The following is a 17,784-nucleotide window of genomic DNA, read 5'->3' on the forward strand; positions in this document are numbered from 1 at the left end:
CGGATGGGGTCGCGCCCGGCGTGCCCGGGTCAGGCATGAGGTGCCCGGGCGGTGCACTGCGGCCGCGCCAACAAGTGTCTTGAGTGGTGGCGGCGCGGCAGCAGCGGGGGATCAGGCCAGTCGCACGGCAACAAACAACCGGTTGCCGTCGCGGTTTATCAGAACTAGCGCCGGGTCGGTCTTTTCCTTGCCTAGTGCGGCCTTGAGCGCGGCCGGGCTGTCGGTATCGGTTCCGCCCACCCGCTGGATCACGTCACCCCGGCGCAATCCCGCCTGGGCTGCGGGGCCATTGGGGTCGATATCGGTGACAAGAACGCCGCTGACATCGCTGCCAACCCCGGCCTGTGCCCGCATGCCGTCGGTCAGCGGCGCTACGGTCAGGCCCAAGGCCGGTGTCTCGGCCGGATCGGGGGGGGCAACCCCGCTGGCCGAGGCCGATTGCTGGTGCTGGCCGATGGTCACGGTCACATCCTGTGCCTTGCCGTCGCGGATGACCCGGACATTGGCGCTGGAGCCAGCCTTGGTGGCGCCGACCAGACGCGGCAGGTCAGAGCTTGATTTCACGGCCTTTCCTTCGAAGGCCACGATCACGTCGCCCGGGTTCAGGTTGCCGTCAGCGGGGCTGTCCGGGACAACGTCCGACACCAGAGCCCCGTTCGGGCTGTCCAGCCCCATCGCCGCGGCGATATCGGCGCCCACGTTCTGGATCGACACGCCCAGCCAGCCACGGTCAACCTGGCCGTCCTCGCGCAGATCGTCGATCACATGCTCGACGATGTTCGAGGTGACGGCAAAACCCAGGCCCACCGAGCCGCCCGTCGGCGAATAGATGGCCGAGTTCACGCCCACGACCTCGCCCTCCATGTTGAACAGCGGCCCGCCCGAGTTGCCTTTGTTGATGGCGGCATCGGTCTGGATGAATTCGGCATACGGCCCGTCCGAGATGTTGCGCCCCTTGGCCGAGACGATGCCGGTAGTGACGGTGGAGCTCAGCCCAAAGGGGTTGCCGACGGCCACCACATCCTCGCCCACGCGGATGGCGTCGCTGTCGCCAAGGGTCACGGCAGGCAGGTCCACACCAGCCTGAATGCGAAGCAGCGCCAGGTCGGTCAGCGGATCGGTACCAACCACTTCGGCGGTGAACTCGCGATCGTCGCTGAGCCGGACGGTCACCTTGTCTGCGCCTTCGACCACGTGGTTATTGGTGACGATATAGCCCTCGGCGTCGAGGATGAAGCCAGACCCCAAGCCCTGTCGCGGGCCGCTCTGCGGCGGTTGCATTCCGCCAGGTCCGCCGAACTGGTGGAAGAACTCTTCAAACGGTGTGCCTTCGAACGGGTTGTGTTGGCCGTTCATCTGCTGTGGCCTAGCCTCTTCCGAGGCCAGCACGGTAACCACCGCGGGCGAGACGCGCTCGACCAGATCGGCCAGCGCCTCGTCAGCCAGGCCGGGCAAGGCGGTCGAGCCCAACAGCAGCGCGCCCAGGACAGGGGCGGCGGCCCAGTTCGGCAGGGAAGGGTTCAGTTTACGGGACATGCGAATGCTCATCTTGTTCTCCTGTCAGTGTCCCGGTTGGCCGGGGTCTGACAAAAGGAATAAGCCGGCAATCTGATCCTTTGCTGATCCTCGGATTAAAATTCGTTAATCCGGCTTCATTTGCCAGGCGGGGTCGCGCCGATATCCCAGAAGAGCCCCGCCATGACCTGTGCGGCCTGCCGCATCGTCGGGGCAAGGACATGTTCGTCGGGCGCGTGCTGGTTGCAGCCCGCATAGGAATGCGGCACCCAGATCGTGGGCAGGCCCAGGATGTCCGAGAAGCACTCGTTGGGCAGCGAGCCGCCGAGATTTGGCAACACATGCGGGGCGGTGCCCACGGTTTCCGTGACCGAGGCGATGGCGAACCGGGCCCAGGGATGGCTTGGGTCAAGCCGGGTGGCGGTGAACGGCAACTCGTCGCTGTCGACGATCTCGACCATGGGGAACCCGTGTCGGTCCAGATGCGCGCGCAGGGCGGGCAGGATGGCCTTGGGCCGGGTGCCGACCACGAACCGCAGCTGGCAGGTGGCGCGGGCCTCGCCGGCGATGGCATTCACCGGGGCCTCGGGCACGCCGGCGGTCATGGCGAGGATGGCGAAGGAATTCCAGCCATAGACGCGCTCGGCCGCACTCAGCCCCGGTTCGCCCCAGTCGGGGTCGGCGCCAGCGGGCTCGGGCAGGGCGGCCAGCACCGCGCGGATATCGTCGGTCAGGCTGTCGGGCCGCCATTCCGGTACCCGGATCGCGCCGCGCGCATCGGTGATGCAGGCCAGCGCCTGCGCCAGGATCATCGCCGGATCGGCCAGCAGGCCGCCCCAGTTGCCGGAATGATGGGCGCCGGGGCGCAGCCGCACCCGCAGGTCAAAGTTCAGCGCGCCGCGCGCGCCCATGAAGATCGTCGGGTGTTCCGGGTCCAGCCGTGGCCCGTCGGACGCGATCAGCACATCCGCTCGCAATGCCTCTGACTGGGCCTGGCACAGATCGGCCAACCCGGGCGAGCCGATTTCCTCTCCCATCTCGATCAGCAGTTTCAGGTTGAAGCCCAACCGTCCCCGTTCGGCCAGTACGGCGCGCAGCGCGGTCAGGTTGACCAGATGCTGCCCCTTGTTGTCGGCGCTGCCCCGGCCATAAAACCGGTCACCCTGCTGGGTCAGGCGAAACGGATGCAACCCCTCGGCCCAGGCATCGGTCTGGGCGCGGGTGACATCGCCGTGGCCATAGCTGAGGACCGTCGGCAAGCCCGGCGCTTCGACCCGTTCGGCCAGCAGAAACGGCGCGCCATTGGGGGCGGGGTTGGGCAAAAGGCGCGCGGTCATGCCAAGTGCGACCAGATGCGGTGCCAGCGCTTCGGTCAGATAGGCGCTCAGCGCGTCGCCACGCCCTGACACCTGGCTCTCGGTTTCCTGCGCCACCAGATCCGCCAGATCCCGCCAGAACTGGCCGCTGTCAAAACCCTGTTCCGCCCGTGCAATCGCCTGTTGCCTGCTCATGTCACGCCCCTAGCTGTTCCACCACGCCTCGATCTCTTCCGGTGTGATCCGGCCTGCAAGGCCCAGCGCGACCAGCCCGGCGGTCCCGGTCTGCGACGGGCGCAGATCGGCATGGGCGCCAACCACATGGACTTCGGTCATGCCATCGGGTCCGGGGATAAAGCCTTTCAGCCGGTAAATCGCTGCCGGGCGTGTGGAGAGCTTGTCGCGCAGGGCGTCCCGCGTCATAGGCCACGGCGCGGCGCAGGACCAGCCGGTATAGGCAGGATGCGGCACGCTGGCGACCGATCCCGGGCGCGGCATCACATCAAAGAGCAGCGGTGCCAGCGCGCTGTCCCGGGGCAGGGGCACAGGCTCGGCAATCCCAGCCCCGGCCAGCGCCTGCGTCAGTTCGGCATCGGGGGCCTGCGTCTTGGTCAGTAACAGCAGGTCCGCCACCCGCATCTGCTGCGCCACCTGCGGCGCGATCAGCGGTTCGGCCAGAAGCGTTGCGGCGTTCAGCCCGTCGACCAGCGTGATGATACCGGCATAGCTCAGGTCCGGCTCGGCCTTGGCGGCATTGGCGATGGCTGCCGGGTCAGCGATGCCGCTTGCCTCGATCACCAGGTGATCGGGGCGCGGGTTGCGGTCCAGCGCATCGCCCAGCGCCAGGAACAGGTCCGCCCCCATGGTGCAGCAGACGCAGCCATTGGTCAGTGCGATGGTATCCTCGCCCATCGCGGCGATCAGGCCCGCGTCGATATTGATGGCGCCGAAATCGTTGACCATCACCAACAGGCGCAGCCCGTGATCCTCGGCCAGCAGGCGGTTGATCAGCGTGGTCTTGCCCGCGCCCAGATAACCGGAGATGACGGTGAGCGGCAGGCGCATCAGATCAGGTTCACCCGGCCACCAGACACGGTGCCCAGCACCGGCACATCTTTCAGTGCCATCGGATCGACCTCGGTCGGATCCGCGCCCAGCACGGCGAAATCGGCGATCTTGCCGGTTTCGATAGAGCCGATCTCGGCATCGAGTTTCAGCGTATAGGCCGCGCCAAGGGTGATCGCGTAAAGCGCCTCGTCCACCGTGATCTGTTGCTCCGCGCCCAACGTCCGGCCCGACATGGTCTGGCGGTTGACCGCGCACCAGGCGGTAAAGAGCGGCCCCATCGAGGTCACCGGCGCATCGGAATGGATCGCCAGATGCACGCCCGCATCCAGTGCCGAGCGGGCGGCGTCCATGCGGGTGGCGCGGTCCTCGCCAATGGTGAGCGCGGCGTGCTGGTCGCCAAAGAACCAGATGTGGTTCGAGAAGATGTTGGTGCATACGCCCATTTCCGCACAGCGGCGGAATTGATCCGGCCCCATCATCTGGCAATGCTGCAAGACATGGCGCGATCCGGGCCAGGGATGGGCGCGGCCTGCGGCCTCGAGCGCGTCGAGCGTGATCGAAGATGCCTCGTCGCCGTTCACATGGATATGCATCTGCACGCCGTTTTCCTGCATTGCAGCGCAAAGTTCGTGGATTAGGTCGGGCGGCGTGTTCCAGATCCCGTTGGGCTGGCCGCCGACATAGCCCGGCCATTTCACGCGCGCGGTCCAGCCCTGGATCGACCCGTCGGTCATCAGTTTGACCGCGCCCAGACGCAGCTTGTCAGTGGATTTCTTGCGAAGCGCCAATGCGCGCTTGGCGATATCCCGCGGTGCGGCTCCCATTGCACCCAGCACCGGCACGATGCGCAGAGCAAAGCCCGGGTCCGAAGTGACGGCCAGCAGCGCGCCGAGGTCTTCGTCCTGCATCTCCGAGAACAGGTCCGTCACTGTCGTCACGCCTGCATGTTTGCAGACATCCGCATAGGCGCGGATGGCGCTCTCCTTTTGCGACAGGCCGCGAAAATCGACGCCGGTGCGCCGCATCACTGGGAACATGGCGGCCATTTCCTGCAACTCACCGGTGGGTTCGCCGTCTGCTCCCTTGACGACACCTTCGACATTGGTATCGCGACCGTACCCCGCCATCTCCAGCGCCAGGCTGTTGGCGCAGAGCAGGTGAAAGTTCGAGAACATCACGACAACCGGCCGGTCAGAGGCGATCTGGTCCAAGTGATGCCGGTTCAGCCGTTCGGTGGGAAGAAAGATCGGATCGAAGCCCCAGGCGATCAGCGGCTGGCCTTCGGGCAGGGTCGCGCTGTATTCCCGAAGGCGGGCGACAACGGCGCCGATATCGGTCATGCCTTTGTGCATGCGGCCTTGAGGGTCGATCCGGTCGTGATAACCGGCATAGGCAAACTCCCACATTGCCCCGGCCATCATATGAGCATGTCCTTCGACCAGGCCGGGCATCAGCACCGCATGCGCCAGGCTGTCGTCACGCGTCACCGGCCCCCACGCATCGGCGCAATTGGCCGCGCCGACGGCCAGTATCTTGCCGTCGCGCACCGCCACATGGGTGGCGGTCGGACTGCTTGGATCCATGGTAATGATCTTCTTTGCGGCAAAGACGGTGATACCTGACATCTCGATTTCTCCCTGACCTGCAAAAGGGGTAGCTTGCGGTTGGACGGCTGTAAATTGTTATCCCCGCCGGCGGCCTGCAACTTTGTGCCTGAACCTTTTCTTCGCCCAGTCCTGACCGATGAATGGGTGATGTTGCCGGTTCTGGTTCCAGCCGAATTTCGATAAGGGCAACGATCCAGAAAGCAGGTAGCAAGCCCCTATCTCGACCAAATAACTTATCGCTAGGTTCTTGCCCTTCTTGTCGAAGTTTCGCGACTGCGGAGTTCTTGATTCGAGGGATTTTCGGCTTGATTGTTTGAAGATTTGAGAAGAACAGCCTTGTTTTCCTGTATTGATTACGAATGAGGAGGCAAAATGCGGCAAAATAGTGGCAGAGAACCTCAGTGACATGTACCGCGCCATGAAGTTGCCACTGTCATCAAAGCGGAAACAAAGACACCTGTCTTTGCTGGTGGCCGTGACCTCTATTGAAAGAAAATTCAGGGAAAACTAAGATTTCGACCGAATTTCACTAAAATATTTGGAAACATTGTTCCACCCTAGGCTGTGCGAGGCCGCCATTCAGGCCGGGTTTCGGACCAGCGCGGTGGCAAATGTGGCATTTTCTGGCCCTTTTTTCCTTTGTGACCCAAGGCGCGTCCGGTATTCATGGATGCAGCCCATCTGGGGGGCGATGTTTGTTGGTCACGGGGACGACCGCACTAAAATTACGTCTTTCCGACGTGAGAAATTGCGTGATCGCGCGGCGGCTTGGATGTCGCCGGTGATGTGGGGAGACGTGCGCGCATTGCACAAGTGTCCCTGCCTCAGTTGCTTTCAAGCGGTTTTCTCGGTGGATGGGATTAACGATTTGAGTGCAGTCGCTACCAGGCCGTCATCGCCGTAATAATTTGGTTTCCGCAGGGTTGCGGATCGACACGTTTGTGTCGGGAAGGAGATTGGTATGGCGACGAACTTTGACAATCCGTACTCGGCCAACCTTATTGGCCTTTGGGATTTTCGTCCCGGTGCCGAGACGAACGACACGGGCCTTGATGATGGAATCGCGCAGGATGGTACGCCGGTAAACGACCCACAGTTCGCCGCAGGCTGGATGTTCACAGGCCAGTCCGACCAGCGAATGGACGTCAACGATGGCGATGACGACCAGTTCGACCTCGAAGAAGGCACGATTGTCAGCTCCTTCCGGGTGTTCGGCACTGACCCGAATGGCCCTTCGACCGTTTTCAGCCGTGGTGTTGAGGACTCGGGAAATGTCGATGACGGCACGGGTACCACGCCGGGTGCTGACAGCGGTTTTTTCGAACTGCGCGTGACAGATGACGGCAAGGTCGAGATACTGCATCGTTCCAATGGAATCGAAGAAATACTGAGTACAGACCCGGGTTTCTTCGCGATCGGTGATGTCATCAACGTGACCTACTCCTGGTCGGACAACGGGCTGGACATGAAGGTCGAGAATGAGACCCAGGGCACCGAGACCCTGGTGTCGAGTGACCAGACCGGCATGACGCTGGACGTCACCACAGACACCGAACAGAGCTTTACTATCGGCGCCCGCGAGGCGACGGCCGGCGAGTTCGACCAGCATTTCGAAGGTGGCATCGACTATGTCGGCGTTCTGGATGCCCCGGTCCTGGGCCAGCCGAATGGTATTGTCGACGGCACATCCGGGGACGATGTCATCGACCTGGGTTATACCGGTGATCCAGAAGGCGACATGATCGATCACGGTGATGCGATCGACCCAACCCATGGCCCTGACGACGATGTCGTTGACGGCGGCGCTGGGGATGACCTGATAAATGCGGGGCTTGGTGACGATACAGTCTATGCCGGTAGCGGCAACGATACCGTGAACGGCGAAGAAGGTGACGACCTGCTTTATGGCGACAGCACCGCGCCAGGTGGCGGTGCTGGTGGTAGCACCCGCGAGGTATTTGAATGGTTCCGGGCACCCGATCCTGACGATGGTGGTGCGGTCGACGACGAAGACGACCTTAGCGGTGGTTTTACCCAGAACACCGGCGGTGTGGATGTCACCTTCTCGGTGCTGAGCGCCGATAGCGGTGTGACGACCCAGTTTTCCACCCAGGAACAGCACGTCGGTAATATCGACACCAACGGCCCGACCGCCAGCGACGACAGCGGGATGGAGTCTGAACTGAACGGTCAGGCCAACACCGGTGCCTATCAGCTGGCGTTCTCGGAAGCCGTGACCAACGTGTCCTTCCGGATCAACGATATCGACGGCGACGGTCGCGCGACGGTTCAGGCGTTCGACGTGAACGGCGACCCGATCACGGTGAACATTGCCGGTGGGTTGAACGTCAGCGAAAGCGACACCGACGGTGTGGCCGGTAATGAAACCGCCACCGGTGACGGCGGCTATGCCGATCCCAACAACGCAAACTACTCGATCCTGATCACCATCCCGGGTCCGGTTGCGCGCCTGACGATCGAACACAGCCAGGCGGGCCCGAACCCGAGCGAGATCAGCGTTTCGGACGTGTACTTCGATGTTCCGAACGCAGACAGCGGTGTCGACGGCAATGACAGCATGACCGGCGGCGACGGCGACGACACGCTGATCGGCGAGGGCGGTAATGACACCCTTATCGGCGGCGACGGCAGCGACAGCGTGGACGGCGGCGACGGCGACGACGTGATCGACACGACAGGCAGCCTGTCCGGTAACCTGCCTGACCGCGGCTTCCCATCTTATAACGGCTTGCCTGCGGTGCCCGCCGACCCGGTTGTTGACGACGACCGCGACACGGTCGACGGGGGCGCCGGCAATGACATCATCATAACCGGTGATGACACTGACTTGATCACCGGCGGCGCGGGCAACGACACGATCAACGCTGGCCTAGACGACGACACCATCGACGGTGGTGATGGGGCTGACCTGATCGTCGGCGGTGAAGGAGCGGATTCCATTTTAGCGGGCGCTGGCGACGACGTGGTCTATGGCGGCCTCGACCCGAGCTTCCCTGACGCCCTCAACATCCGTGACGATGGCACCGACGGCCCCGCCGATCCTGAGACCACCAACGGTCTCGACTTCATCGACGGCGGCGACGGCAATGACACGCTCTTTGGCCAGGATGACAATGACACCATCCTCGGCGGTTCCGGAGATGACTGGATCGACGGTGGTATCGATCAAGATAGCATCGAAGGCGGTGATGGCGACGACACGTTGCTTGGCCGGCACGGCGAAGACGAGATCCACGGCGGCACCGGAAACGACGTGATCCTGGGTGGTACCGAGGCCGACGTCCTCTATGGCGATGACGATGCAGATACCATCGGTGCCGGCATTGGCGACACTCTCTATGGTGGCGAGGGTGGCAACGACGTTGACGTGGCAATTGCGACGGGCCTGGCCGTGGTCAGCTATGACCAGAATGACCCGGCCGGAGAATCCGGCACCATCACCTATTTCAACGAAGACCTGTCGGTTGCCGGAACAGCGGAATTCTCGGAAATCGAAAATGTTCTGGTAATAGGAAATCCCGGTGCGGCAGGAACTCCCGTTGGTGCGCAATATGGCGCTCTTCCACCGGGGGGCGCTCCGACACCTCCCAGCGGCATCGACGGCGTAGTCGAGGGCACGTCCGGCAACGACACCATCGACCTTGGGTATACCGGAGACCCGGACGGTGACATGATCGACAACGACGATGCTGTGCCGCCGCTTGTCGATGAACAGGATGTGGTGATTGCAGGCGCCGGTGACGATCTTGTCTACAGCGGTCTCGATACTGATGTCGTGTTCGCCGGGGCCGGTGACGACACCGTCTACGGCGAAGAGGGCGGTGACGCCATCGACGGCGGGGCTGGCAACGACTCGCTCGACGGTGGCGCTGGCCGAGATATCGTGGTTGGCGGCGACGGTGACGACACTCTTTCGGGCAGCAATGACAATCCCGACGATGGTGGTGATATTCTGGCTGGCCAGTTCGGCGACGACCGATTTGTCAATATCGGGATCGGTGAAGTCATCATCGGCGGCGAGGATGCCGACGATCTGGACGAGGACGTTCTGGACCTGACAAATGCCGGGGTTCCGGGGGGATCGGTCACGGTCGAGTATGACCCGACCGACAGCGAAGCCGGAACTGTGCGTTTCTTTGATGGCGTCGGAACAGAAGTCGGCACCTCGACCTTTAGCGAGATCGAGACCGTCATCCTACCTTGCTTTACACCGGGCACTATGATTGCAACACCCAAGGGCGAGCGCCTTGTCGAGGATCTAAACGTTGGCGACCGGGTGATCACCCGCGACAACGGCATCCGGGAAATCCGTTGGGTCGGTTCCCGTACACTCACCAAGGCGGAACTGGCGCTTGCGGATCACCTGAATCCGGTCCTGATCCGGCAGGGCGCTCTGGGTGGCGGGTTGCCGGAGCGTGACATGATCGTCAGCCCCAATCACCGGATATTGGTGGCCAATGACAAGACCGTGCTCTACTTTGAAGAGCGCGAGGTTTTGGTCGCGGCAAAGCATCTGATCGGTCTGGATGGCGTCGACATCGTGGAAATGTCGGAAGTGACCTATATCCACTTCATGTTCGAACAGCACGAAGTGGTGTTGTCGGATGGCGCATGGACCGAAAGCTTCCAGCCGGGCAACCAGTCGTTGGCCGGGCTTGGCAGGTCGCAGCGCAACGAACTGTTCGAGCTATTCCCCGAACTGAAGACCGCTGAGGGAATCGAAGCCTATACAGCGGCCCGCCGGTCGCTGAAGAAACACGAAGCCCGCCTGCTGATCTGACAGCGGGCTTCGGCCTTCCCCGAATATGCAGCATGAACCGCGTGATCTCGGGGCGCGCGGGCAGGGCGGGGCGCGGTTATCGCGCTCCGCCTATTGCCGTTTTGCGCGCCAGTCCGCCCAGGCCTCTGGCGTGTCCAGATCGGTTCGGGCATTCTGGTAGGGCAGGGGTACCAGCACCTGCCTGTCCTTATGGGCCTGCGCCACCGATTGCGCACCGCCATCACCTGTCAGGGCTAAGAGCTCCGTGAAAAGCGCCTTATGAAACACCACCGGGTGGCCCGGGCGGCCGTCCTCGGTCGTGCCGCGCCAGACCAGATTTTTCGTCGAAAAATCAATGGCGCCTAGAACAAGCGATAGGTCCTGCGCTGTCAGATCGGGCAGATCGGCGAGCAGTACCATCGCCGCCGGGGCCTGTGGCGGCAGGGCGGCAACCGCCCGGCGCAGACTGGCGTTCATGCCCTCGGCCGCGTCGGGAACTTCGACGATCTCGATGTCCAGCCCGGCCAACGCCCCGTGACGCGGGTGGGGCGCAGGCGGCAGGGCGGCAATGACCGGACCCGCTGTCATCGCGATCCTGGCAGATCGCCGCAGCAACGGTTCACCGTCGATCTCCTGCATCAGCTTGTCGGCGCCGCCCATGCGGCGCGATTGGCCCGCGGCCAGAAGAAGGATGGGTATCTTGTTCATGCCGCCACTGTGGCCACTGGCGCAGGGTTTGTCACCCGCGCATACGCGCCCCATCCGCGTCAAAGAGCGGCTCGGTGATCACCCGCGCCTTGCGCATCTGGCCCAGGATCTCGATCTCCACCTCCAGCCCCTCGGCGATGCGGTCGCTGGGCAGGAAGCCTTGGGCGATGGACTTGCCCGCATGATGCGAATAACCGCCCGAAGTGCAGAACCCAACCACCGCGCCGTTCAGCCAGATCGGCTCATAGGCGTTGACATCTGCGTCGTCCACCTCGACCTCAAAGGCGCAGAGACGGCGGGCGGGGCCCGCCGCCCGCTCTGCCTCGGCCGCTGCACGGCCGATGAAATCGGTGTTCTTCTTGAACGAGATGAACCGGTCCAGCCCGGTTTCCGCCGGTGTATAGTCGGGCGAGAACTCGCGCATCCACGAGCCAAAGAACTTGTCCAGCCGCAGGCTCATCATCGCGCGCATGCCGAAGGGGACCATGCCATGCGCTTGCCCGGCTTGCCACAGGGTCCACCAAAGCTGCCGCTGTGCCATCGGATCGCAATAGATCTCGTATCCCAGATCACCGGTATAGCTGACCCGCTGCACGATACAGTCGGTCATGCCCACCACCATCCGCCGCACATCCATGAAGCGCAGGCTGTCCACGTCGTCGCGGGTGCAGGCGGCGAGAACCGCGCGTGCCTTTGGGCCTGCGATCTGAAACCCGTTGCGTTTGTCGCTTATATTCTCGATGTTTACGCCATCTTCCTCATGCTGCTGAAACCAGCGCATGTGATAATCCTGCGACCCGTAGGATGCGGTCAGCTGGAACTCAGTTTCGCTCAGGCAGGATACGGTGAAATCGCCGATCAGCTTGCCCTTGGCGCTCAGCATCGGGGTCAGCGACAGCCGTCCGGGCGCTGGGATACGGCCCGCCATGATCCGGTCAAGCCAGGCCCGCGCCCGTGGCCCGGTCACCAGGTATTTGCCAAAATTGTGCAATTCGTTGATGCCGACGCCTTCTCGCACGCCACGCACCTCGCGGCCGGTGGCCGCAAACGCATCCGAGCGGCGGAAGGAGGGGGTTTCATAAGTGGGTTCGCCGTCTTGAGCGAAATAGTTCACAACCTCCAACCCGTATTGCTGGCCCCAGACCGCGCCCATGTCGGAAAAGATATCATACATCGGCGTGGTGCGGTTTGGGCGCGCGGCGGGCAGTTCCTCGTTCGGGTAAGAGACGCTGAACCGTTTCTGATAATTCTCGATCACCTTGGGCCGGGTATAGCCGGGGCTGATCCAGCTACCGAACCGTGCCACGTCCAGCGCCATGACATCGCGCTCGGGCTCGCCCTCGATCATCCATTGCGCCAGCGTCAGGCCAACACCGCCGCCCTGGCTGAACCCTGCCATGACACCGCAAGCTGACCAATAGTTGCGCATTCCCGGCACTGGCCCCACCAGCGGGTTGCCATCGGGGGCAAAGGTAAAGGGGCCGTGAATGACCGACTTGACCCCGGCACGGGCCAGGACGGGGAAGCGTTTGTAAGCGAATTCAATGCTTTCCTCGATTTTGTCAAAGTCGTCGGGCAGCAGTTCGTGCCCGAAAGTCCAGGGTGTGCCATCCACTGCCCAGGGTTTGCAGGGCTGTTCGTAAAAGCCGATGCACAGCCCGCGCCCCTCTTGCCGCAGATAACTTTCACCAGCGGGGTCCATCACATGCGGGTGTTCGCTGCCGCGTTCATGGATCTCGGGGATGTCGTCGGTGACGATGTACTGGTGCTCCATTGGGTGCAGCGGGAAATAGACTCCCGCCATTGCGCCCACTTCACGCGCCCAGAGGCCACCGGCATTTACGATATGTTCGGCGTGGATGGTGCCCTTGTCGGTCACCACGTCCCAGGTGCCGTCCGCGCGCTGGTTGGTTTCGCGTACCATGCAGTGCGTTTCGATGGTGGCGCCGCCCATGCGAGCGGCCTTGGCATAGGCATGCGTAGTGCCGGACGGGTCCAGATGCCCGTCAAGCGGGTCATAAAGCGCGCCGATGATGCCGTCCAGATTGGTGATGGGCGCGATCTTGGCGATCTCTTCGGGGCTGACGATTTCGGTCTCCAGCCCCATGAACCGGTGTTTGGCCCGTTCGGCCAGCAGCATGTCGAACCGGTCGCGATTGTCGGCGAGCGTGATACCGCCCACATGGTGCAGCCCGCAGGACATGCCGGTGATCTCTTCCAGCTCTTTGTACAGCCGGATGGTATAGCCCTGAAGGGCGGCCATGTTGGTATCACCGTTCAGCGTGTGAAACCCGCCTGCCGCATGCCAGGTCGAGCCCGAGGTCAGCTCCGAGCGCTCCAGCAGCATCACATCCGACCAGCCGAGTTTGGTCAGGTGATACAGGACGGAACAGCCGACAACGCCGCCGCCGATGACGGCCACTCGGGTGGTGGTTTTCATTTCACTCTCCGTTAGTCTGGGCACAGGTCTGTCTCATCAGTCACGGCAGATCCCGGGTGCATTCTTGTCGCTCAGCGACGGGATATGTCGCAAATGAAATGTGCATGGCTTCGAGAGGGCGATTTGCGAAATAAGGTCCTGAATATCCTGCGGCGCATGCTGCGGCTGCTTTATGTGCGGATCATCCTGATCGCCGCGCTCAGCCTGATGTCGGTGCCGCTGGCGGCGCTCTTGGGTGATCTGATCCCGCCGGGGCTGGCCGACCGCATTGGTGCGGCGGCGGTGGATCCGATCCTGGCGACGCTGGCGACGAGCATGCTGGCGGTGACCACCTTTTCGCTGACGGTGATGACCGGAGCCCATCGGGCCGCCTGGGCGCAATGGGGGCCGCGCACACATGTGATCCTCAAGGACGACACGGCCACCCATTCGATTCTGGCGGTGTTTGTCGGCGCTTATCTCTTTGCCATGTCGGGTATGGTGCTGCGGCGCACGCCCATTTTCGGCGAACAGGAGAGCGTGGCGCTCTTTGCCATGACGCTGCTGGTGATTGCCCTGATCGTGGTCTCGATCATCCGCTGGATCGCGCATCTGGAGGATCTGGGCAGTTTTGGTGAGACCCTGGCACAGGTCGAGCGCCGCGTGGCGGTGTCGCTGCGGACACTGGCACAGACGCCCTGTTACGGGGCCAATGCGTTGACCGAGGGGGCGGACCTGCCCGCAGGCGGACAGCCGGTCCGCGCGCCTCGGGCCGGATATGTCCAGCAGATCTTTACCGGGATGTTGCAGGAACTGGCTCAACAGGCCGAGACCCAGGTCTATGTCGCCGTGTCGGTCGGCGATTACGTGCAGGAGGGGCAGGACCTGGCCCGGTTCAATACCGGTAATCTGGACGAAGAGGTCGCCAAAGCCGCCCTCCGAGCCTTTGCCGTCGAGGGCGCGCGCACCTTTGTTCAGGACCCGCTGTTTGGCTTGTCGGTATTGGGCGACATGGCTTGCCGGGCGCTGTCACCGGGAATCAACGATCCGTCGACCGCAATAACCGTGATTGACCGTTTGTCCTCGCTGTTGCTGCTTGCGGGCGCGGAGCCTGAAGGTGACGGCCCGACTTACGACCGTGTCTGGCTGCGTCCGCTGCCGCCCGAGGCGCTGTTTGCCGAGACCTTTGACCGGATCGCGCGGGATGGGGCAGGCAACATCGAGGTGCAACTGGCGGTGCAGCGGGCGCTGGCGGCAATACTCACGCGCGGCGATGGCGAGCTGGCGCAGGCCGCCCGCCGCTCTGCCGCGCGCAGCCTGGCCCGGGGCATCGCAGGGTTGAGCGCGGCCGAGGATCGCGACCGGCTGGAACGGGTCAGTCGCGGCTCTTGAACCGGCTCTGTTGTACCAGCCAAACGGTGATCAGGGGGACGATCACGGTGATCGCGGCCACCGTCATCAGCAGATAGCCAAGCTGTGAATAATCCGCCGGAACCGTTATGGTCCCATCCTCGGCGCGGACCTCGCGGGTGACGGTATAGATCTGGTTGAGGTACTTGGTGCCAAGGCTCGAGGCCGACAAGGCCAGGTTGGTGAACGAGGCCATGACCGCAAAGAACGTCGCCTTGAGGTTGGCGGGCGCATTGCGTGCGATCCAGGCCAGCATGGGGATCATCGCCACCTGACCCAGCGGCGATTCCACCGCAGTGTTGACGATTGCGATGAACCGCGCATCGACAATGCCGCCGGTCAGGGCGGCGGTCCAGTGATGTACCCCGTAGTAGAGGCCGATACCGGGCAGCGACAGCACCCCCGCCGCCAGCGTCAGCAGGATCACGATATCGGCGATGGTGCGCGAGGCGATCAAGGGCCGCAGCACCACCATGCCCACCAGAGTCAGCACCGAGGTGATGAGATACAAGAGCGACAGGAATTGCTGGTCAAAGCCCAGCACGTCGATATCGAACCAGGTCGAGGCCGCGCCGTTCAGCGGCATGGCGCGGAACATGAAGACGATGATCGCGGTTCCGATCAGCGCGCGCGCATGCGCCTGATCCAGATTGCGCACAAGTTGCCGCATCAGGGTCAGCACGATCGCCATAGACCCGGCAAAGACGATCTCCTGCGAAAACGGCAGGTCCATCAGCCCGACGGTCAGCGTCATCGCGACAAAGACCGCGCCACCGGTGAAATACCAGTGGTTCAGCCGCACTTTCTCGCCCTCGGGGTCGAAGGCGGCCAAGGCGCGGACGCGGTCCATCCCGCTTGCGGTCAGCCGGGCAATGATGCGCCGTTTTTGCCACCCGGCCAGCAGCACACCAGAGATCGAGATACAGGGTATCAGCAGCGCCAGCGCATAGATTTGCCCGTAGCGTGCCGCTTTCTCGGCCGGGGCCAGCGTCTCGATCCCGTCGAACAGGATGATGTTGAGTGCGGCGACCGCGCTGGCGCCGCCGATCAAGGCGAACCGTCCCAGCGTCTGCATGGTGGTGTGCTGGGCGCGCTGTGCCTCGTCCGACAGCGGTGCGCCGCTTTCGTGATGCCGCGGCACCGCCTCGACCGACATGGCATCGGCGACCGCGTCCTGAACCACGTAACCGCAGGGCGCCAGGATCACCGCCAGCACGTACCAGGCGGTCACCGACATGATGCCCGGCATCCAATCGGCCCGGGTGGCCAGCCCGTACATGATGGCGAAACTGGCCGCGATCAGCGCCGCGCCCAGATAGATCAGCCAGGCTTTCCAGCGCCAGATCAGGTCGACCAGATGGCCCAAAGGCATCTTCAGTGCCCAGGGCAACCCCGCCCAGAAGGCCAGCCCGGCGATGAAGGCCGCCGAGACATCCAGGTATTCCTTGACGAAGAACGTGCCGACAACAGCAGTCAGCCCCTGCGCGCCCGCCGCGAAATAGACCATCAGCGGCGGCAGAAACGACCAGCGCATCTGCCGGCCAAGGTCCAGCACCACCGCGTCGAACCACGACCAGAGGCGCCGTGCGGCGGTCATAGCGGGCGGATCTTCAATTCGGTGATGCGGTTGCCTTCGCGGCCCGTCACCTCGAAGCGAAAGCCGTGAAAGGCAAAGACCTGGCCGATGGTCGGGATCATCTGCGCCTCGTGGATCACCAGACCGGCCACAGTATTCGCCTCGTCATCCGGCAAGGTCCAGTCCAACGCACGGTTGAGATCGCGGATGGTTGTGGCGCCTTCGACCACGAACTGGCCGTCCTCGCTGCGGGTGACGGGCGTTTCGCTCTCCAGATCGAATTCGTCGGTGATCTCGCCCACGATTTCTTCGAGAATGTCCTCGAGCGTGATCAGCCCGCGCAGTGACCCGTATTCGTCCACCACCAGCGCGAAATGGCTGCGCATCCGCAAAAAGGCGCGCATCTGATCGTCGAGTGTGGTGGTTTCGGGCACGAAGTAGGGGGCGGTTGCCACCTTGGTGATATCGAAATCCTTCAGCCGCCGTGTATTGCCATCGCTGCCGCCCACCTGGGCATACATGGCGCGGAACAGATCCTTGGCATGGACCACGCCGATGATGTTTTCCTGCTCTCCCCGATAGACGGGCAGGCGGGTATGCGGGCTTTCCAGACATTGCGCCAGGATCGCCTCGGGCTCGGCGTCGGCATCCAGCATCAGGATGTTCGAGCGATGCAGCATGATCTCTTCGACCGTGCGCTCGGCCAGATCGAGCGCTCCCAAAATGCGGTCGCGGTCCTCTTTTTCGACGACGCCTTCGGAATGGCCGAGATAGAGCGCGCCGGCAATCTCCTCGCGCACCGCCATGATATGGCTGTCTGGGTCGATCTGCACGCCAAAGAGGCGCAGAACCCCGCGCACCAGAACCCGGACCAGGGCGACAATGGGTGCAAACAGCATCACCACCACGCTGATGATCGGGGCCACGGCGGCGGCGGCCTTTTCGGCATTGGTGATGGCATAGGTCTTGGGCAGCACCTCGGCAAAGACCAGCACCAGCATCGTCATCACGATGGTGGCGAGCGCAACGCCGCTCTCTCCGAACAGCCGGGTGAACAGGGCAGTCGCCAGAGAGGCCGAAAGAATGTTGACGATATTGTTGCCCAGCAGGACAGAGCCGATCAGCTTTTCATTGTTCTCGGTGATTTTCAGTGCCTTTTCGGCACCGGTCGACCCCCGGTCGGCCTGGCTGCGCAGCTTGCCGCGTGACGCGGCGGTCAGCGCCGTCTCGGAACCCGAAAAGAAGGCCGATAGGACAAGCAGGCCAAGGATGGCGCCAGCCGTGATCCAGAATGCGCTGTCAAGCGCCGAAGAAGAAGGGTCCATTGGTCCTGAAACTTGTTGATGTGGCATCCGTTATGGGGTTCGGCCCGCATCCGATCAAGG

10 protein-coding genes are annotated in these 17,784 nt (G+C 63.1%); 2 read left to right on the top strand and 8 right to left on the bottom strand.

Going from position 1 to position 17,784, the window contains the following annotated elements; translation table 11 throughout:
* Window positions 1–111: 111 nt before the first annotated feature.
* From OEZ49_RS04305 to OEZ49_RS04320, 4 genes are all read right to left on the bottom strand, one after another.
* The gene (locus OEZ49_RS04305) at window positions 112–1,548 is read right to left on the bottom strand and encodes a DegQ family serine endoprotease (protein WP_263387164.1); all 1,437 of its coding nucleotides are present in this window, start codon (window positions 1,546–1,548) and stop codon (window positions 112–114) included.
* Window positions 1,549–1,652: 104 nt separating this feature from the next.
* Complete coding sequence (locus tag OEZ49_RS04310) at window positions 1,653–3,026, bottom strand: M20 family metallopeptidase (protein ID WP_263387165.1); 1,374 nt, start codon at window positions 3,024–3,026, stop codon at window positions 1,653–1,655.
* A gap of 9 nt (window positions 3,027–3,035) precedes the next feature.
* Entirely contained in the window at window positions 3,036–3,896 is an 861-nt protein-coding gene (locus tag OEZ49_RS04315) for a CobW family GTP-binding protein (protein ID WP_317853158.1), read from the bottom strand.
* The gene (locus OEZ49_RS04320; protein ID WP_263387166.1) at window positions 3,896–5,524 is read right to left on the bottom strand and encodes an amidohydrolase; all 1,629 of its coding nucleotides are present in this window, start codon (window positions 5,522–5,524) and stop codon (window positions 3,896–3,898) included. The genes OEZ49_RS04315 and OEZ49_RS04320 overlap by 1 nt, the downstream gene beginning before the upstream one ends.
* Window positions 5,525–6,467: 943 nt before the next feature.
* On the opposite strand from OEZ49_RS04320, the gene OEZ49_RS04325 reads away from it, so the two are divergent.
* A complete protein-coding gene (locus OEZ49_RS04325; RefSeq protein ID WP_263387167.1) occupies window positions 6,468–10,307 on the top strand; it encodes a Hint domain-containing protein in 3,840 nt (1,279 codons plus the stop codon).
* Between the two features lie 90 nt (window positions 10,308–10,397).
* On the opposite strand, the gene OEZ49_RS04330 is transcribed toward OEZ49_RS04325, so the two are convergent.
* Both OEZ49_RS04330 and OEZ49_RS04335 read right to left on the bottom strand, forming a co-directional pair.
* Window positions 10,398–10,994: a nucleotidyltransferase family protein gene (locus OEZ49_RS04330; RefSeq protein ID WP_263387168.1), complete on the bottom strand. Its 597-nt coding sequence runs from the start codon at window positions 10,992–10,994 to the stop codon at window positions 10,398–10,400.
* A 31-nt stretch (window positions 10,995–11,025) separates the two neighbouring features.
* Complete coding sequence (locus OEZ49_RS04335; RefSeq protein WP_263387169.1) at window positions 11,026–13,434, bottom strand: GcvT family protein; 2,409 nt, start codon at window positions 13,432–13,434, stop codon at window positions 11,026–11,028.
* 123 nt (window positions 13,435–13,557) lie between these two features.
* On the opposite strand from OEZ49_RS04335, the gene OEZ49_RS04340 reads away from it, so the two are divergent.
* Window positions 13,558–14,805: a DUF2254 domain-containing protein gene (locus OEZ49_RS04340; RefSeq protein ID WP_263387170.1), complete on the top strand. Its 1,248-nt coding sequence runs from the start codon at window positions 13,558–13,560 to the stop codon at window positions 14,803–14,805.
* Here OEZ49_RS04340 and OEZ49_RS04345 read toward each other — a convergent pair.
* Both OEZ49_RS04345 and OEZ49_RS04350 read right to left on the bottom strand, forming a co-directional pair.
* A complete protein-coding gene (locus OEZ49_RS04345; protein WP_263387171.1) occupies window positions 14,789–16,420 on the bottom strand; it encodes an MFS transporter in 1,632 nt (543 codons plus the stop codon). The genes OEZ49_RS04340 and OEZ49_RS04345 overlap by 17 nt on opposite strands.
* On the bottom strand, window positions 16,417–17,724 hold the full coding sequence (locus tag OEZ49_RS04350) for an HlyC/CorC family transporter (RefSeq protein ID WP_263387172.1): 1,308 nt from the start codon (window positions 17,722–17,724) through the stop codon (window positions 16,417–16,419). The genes OEZ49_RS04345 and OEZ49_RS04350 overlap by 4 nt, the downstream gene beginning before the upstream one ends.
* Between the last annotated feature and the right edge of the window lie 60 nt (window positions 17,725–17,784).

Source organism: Ruegeria marisflavi, from assembly GCF_025673445.1.
Taxonomy (GTDB): Bacteria; Pseudomonadota; Alphaproteobacteria; order Rhodobacterales; family Rhodobacteraceae; genus Ruegeria_B; species Ruegeria_B marisflavi.

Bases quoted from the DNA above. Each gene is read 5' to 3' on its own strand.
- OEZ49_RS04325 (WP_263387167.1), top strand. From the start codon at position 6,468: ATGGCGACGAACTTTGACAATCCGTACTCGGCCAACCTTATTGGCCTT.
- OEZ49_RS04330 (WP_263387168.1), bottom strand. From the start codon at position 10,994: ATGAACAAGATACCCATCCTTCTTCTGGCCGCGGGCCAATCGCGCCGC.
- OEZ49_RS04305 (WP_263387164.1), bottom strand. From the start codon at position 1,548: ATGAGCATTCGCATGTCCCGTAAACTGAACCCTTCCCTGCCGAACTGG.
- OEZ49_RS04310 (WP_263387165.1), bottom strand. From the start codon at position 3,026: ATGAGCAGGCAACAGGCGATTGCACGGGCGGAACAGGGTTTTGACAGC.
- OEZ49_RS04315 (WP_317853158.1), bottom strand. From the start codon at position 3,896: ATGCGCCTGCCGCTCACCGTCATCTCCGGTTATCTGGGCGCGGGCAAG.
- OEZ49_RS04345 (WP_263387171.1), bottom strand. From the start codon at position 16,420: ATGACCGCCGCACGGCGCCTCTGGTCGTGGTTCGACGCGGTGGTGCTG.
- OEZ49_RS04320 (WP_263387166.1), bottom strand. From the start codon at position 5,524: ATGTCAGGTATCACCGTCTTTGCCGCAAAGAAGATCATTACCATGGAT.
- OEZ49_RS04335 (WP_263387169.1), bottom strand. From the start codon at position 13,434: ATGAAAACCACCACCCGAGTGGCCGTCATCGGCGGCGGCGTTGTCGGC.
- OEZ49_RS04350 (WP_263387172.1), bottom strand. From the start codon at position 17,724: ATGGACCCTTCTTCTTCGGCGCTTGACAGCGCATTCTGGATCACGGCT.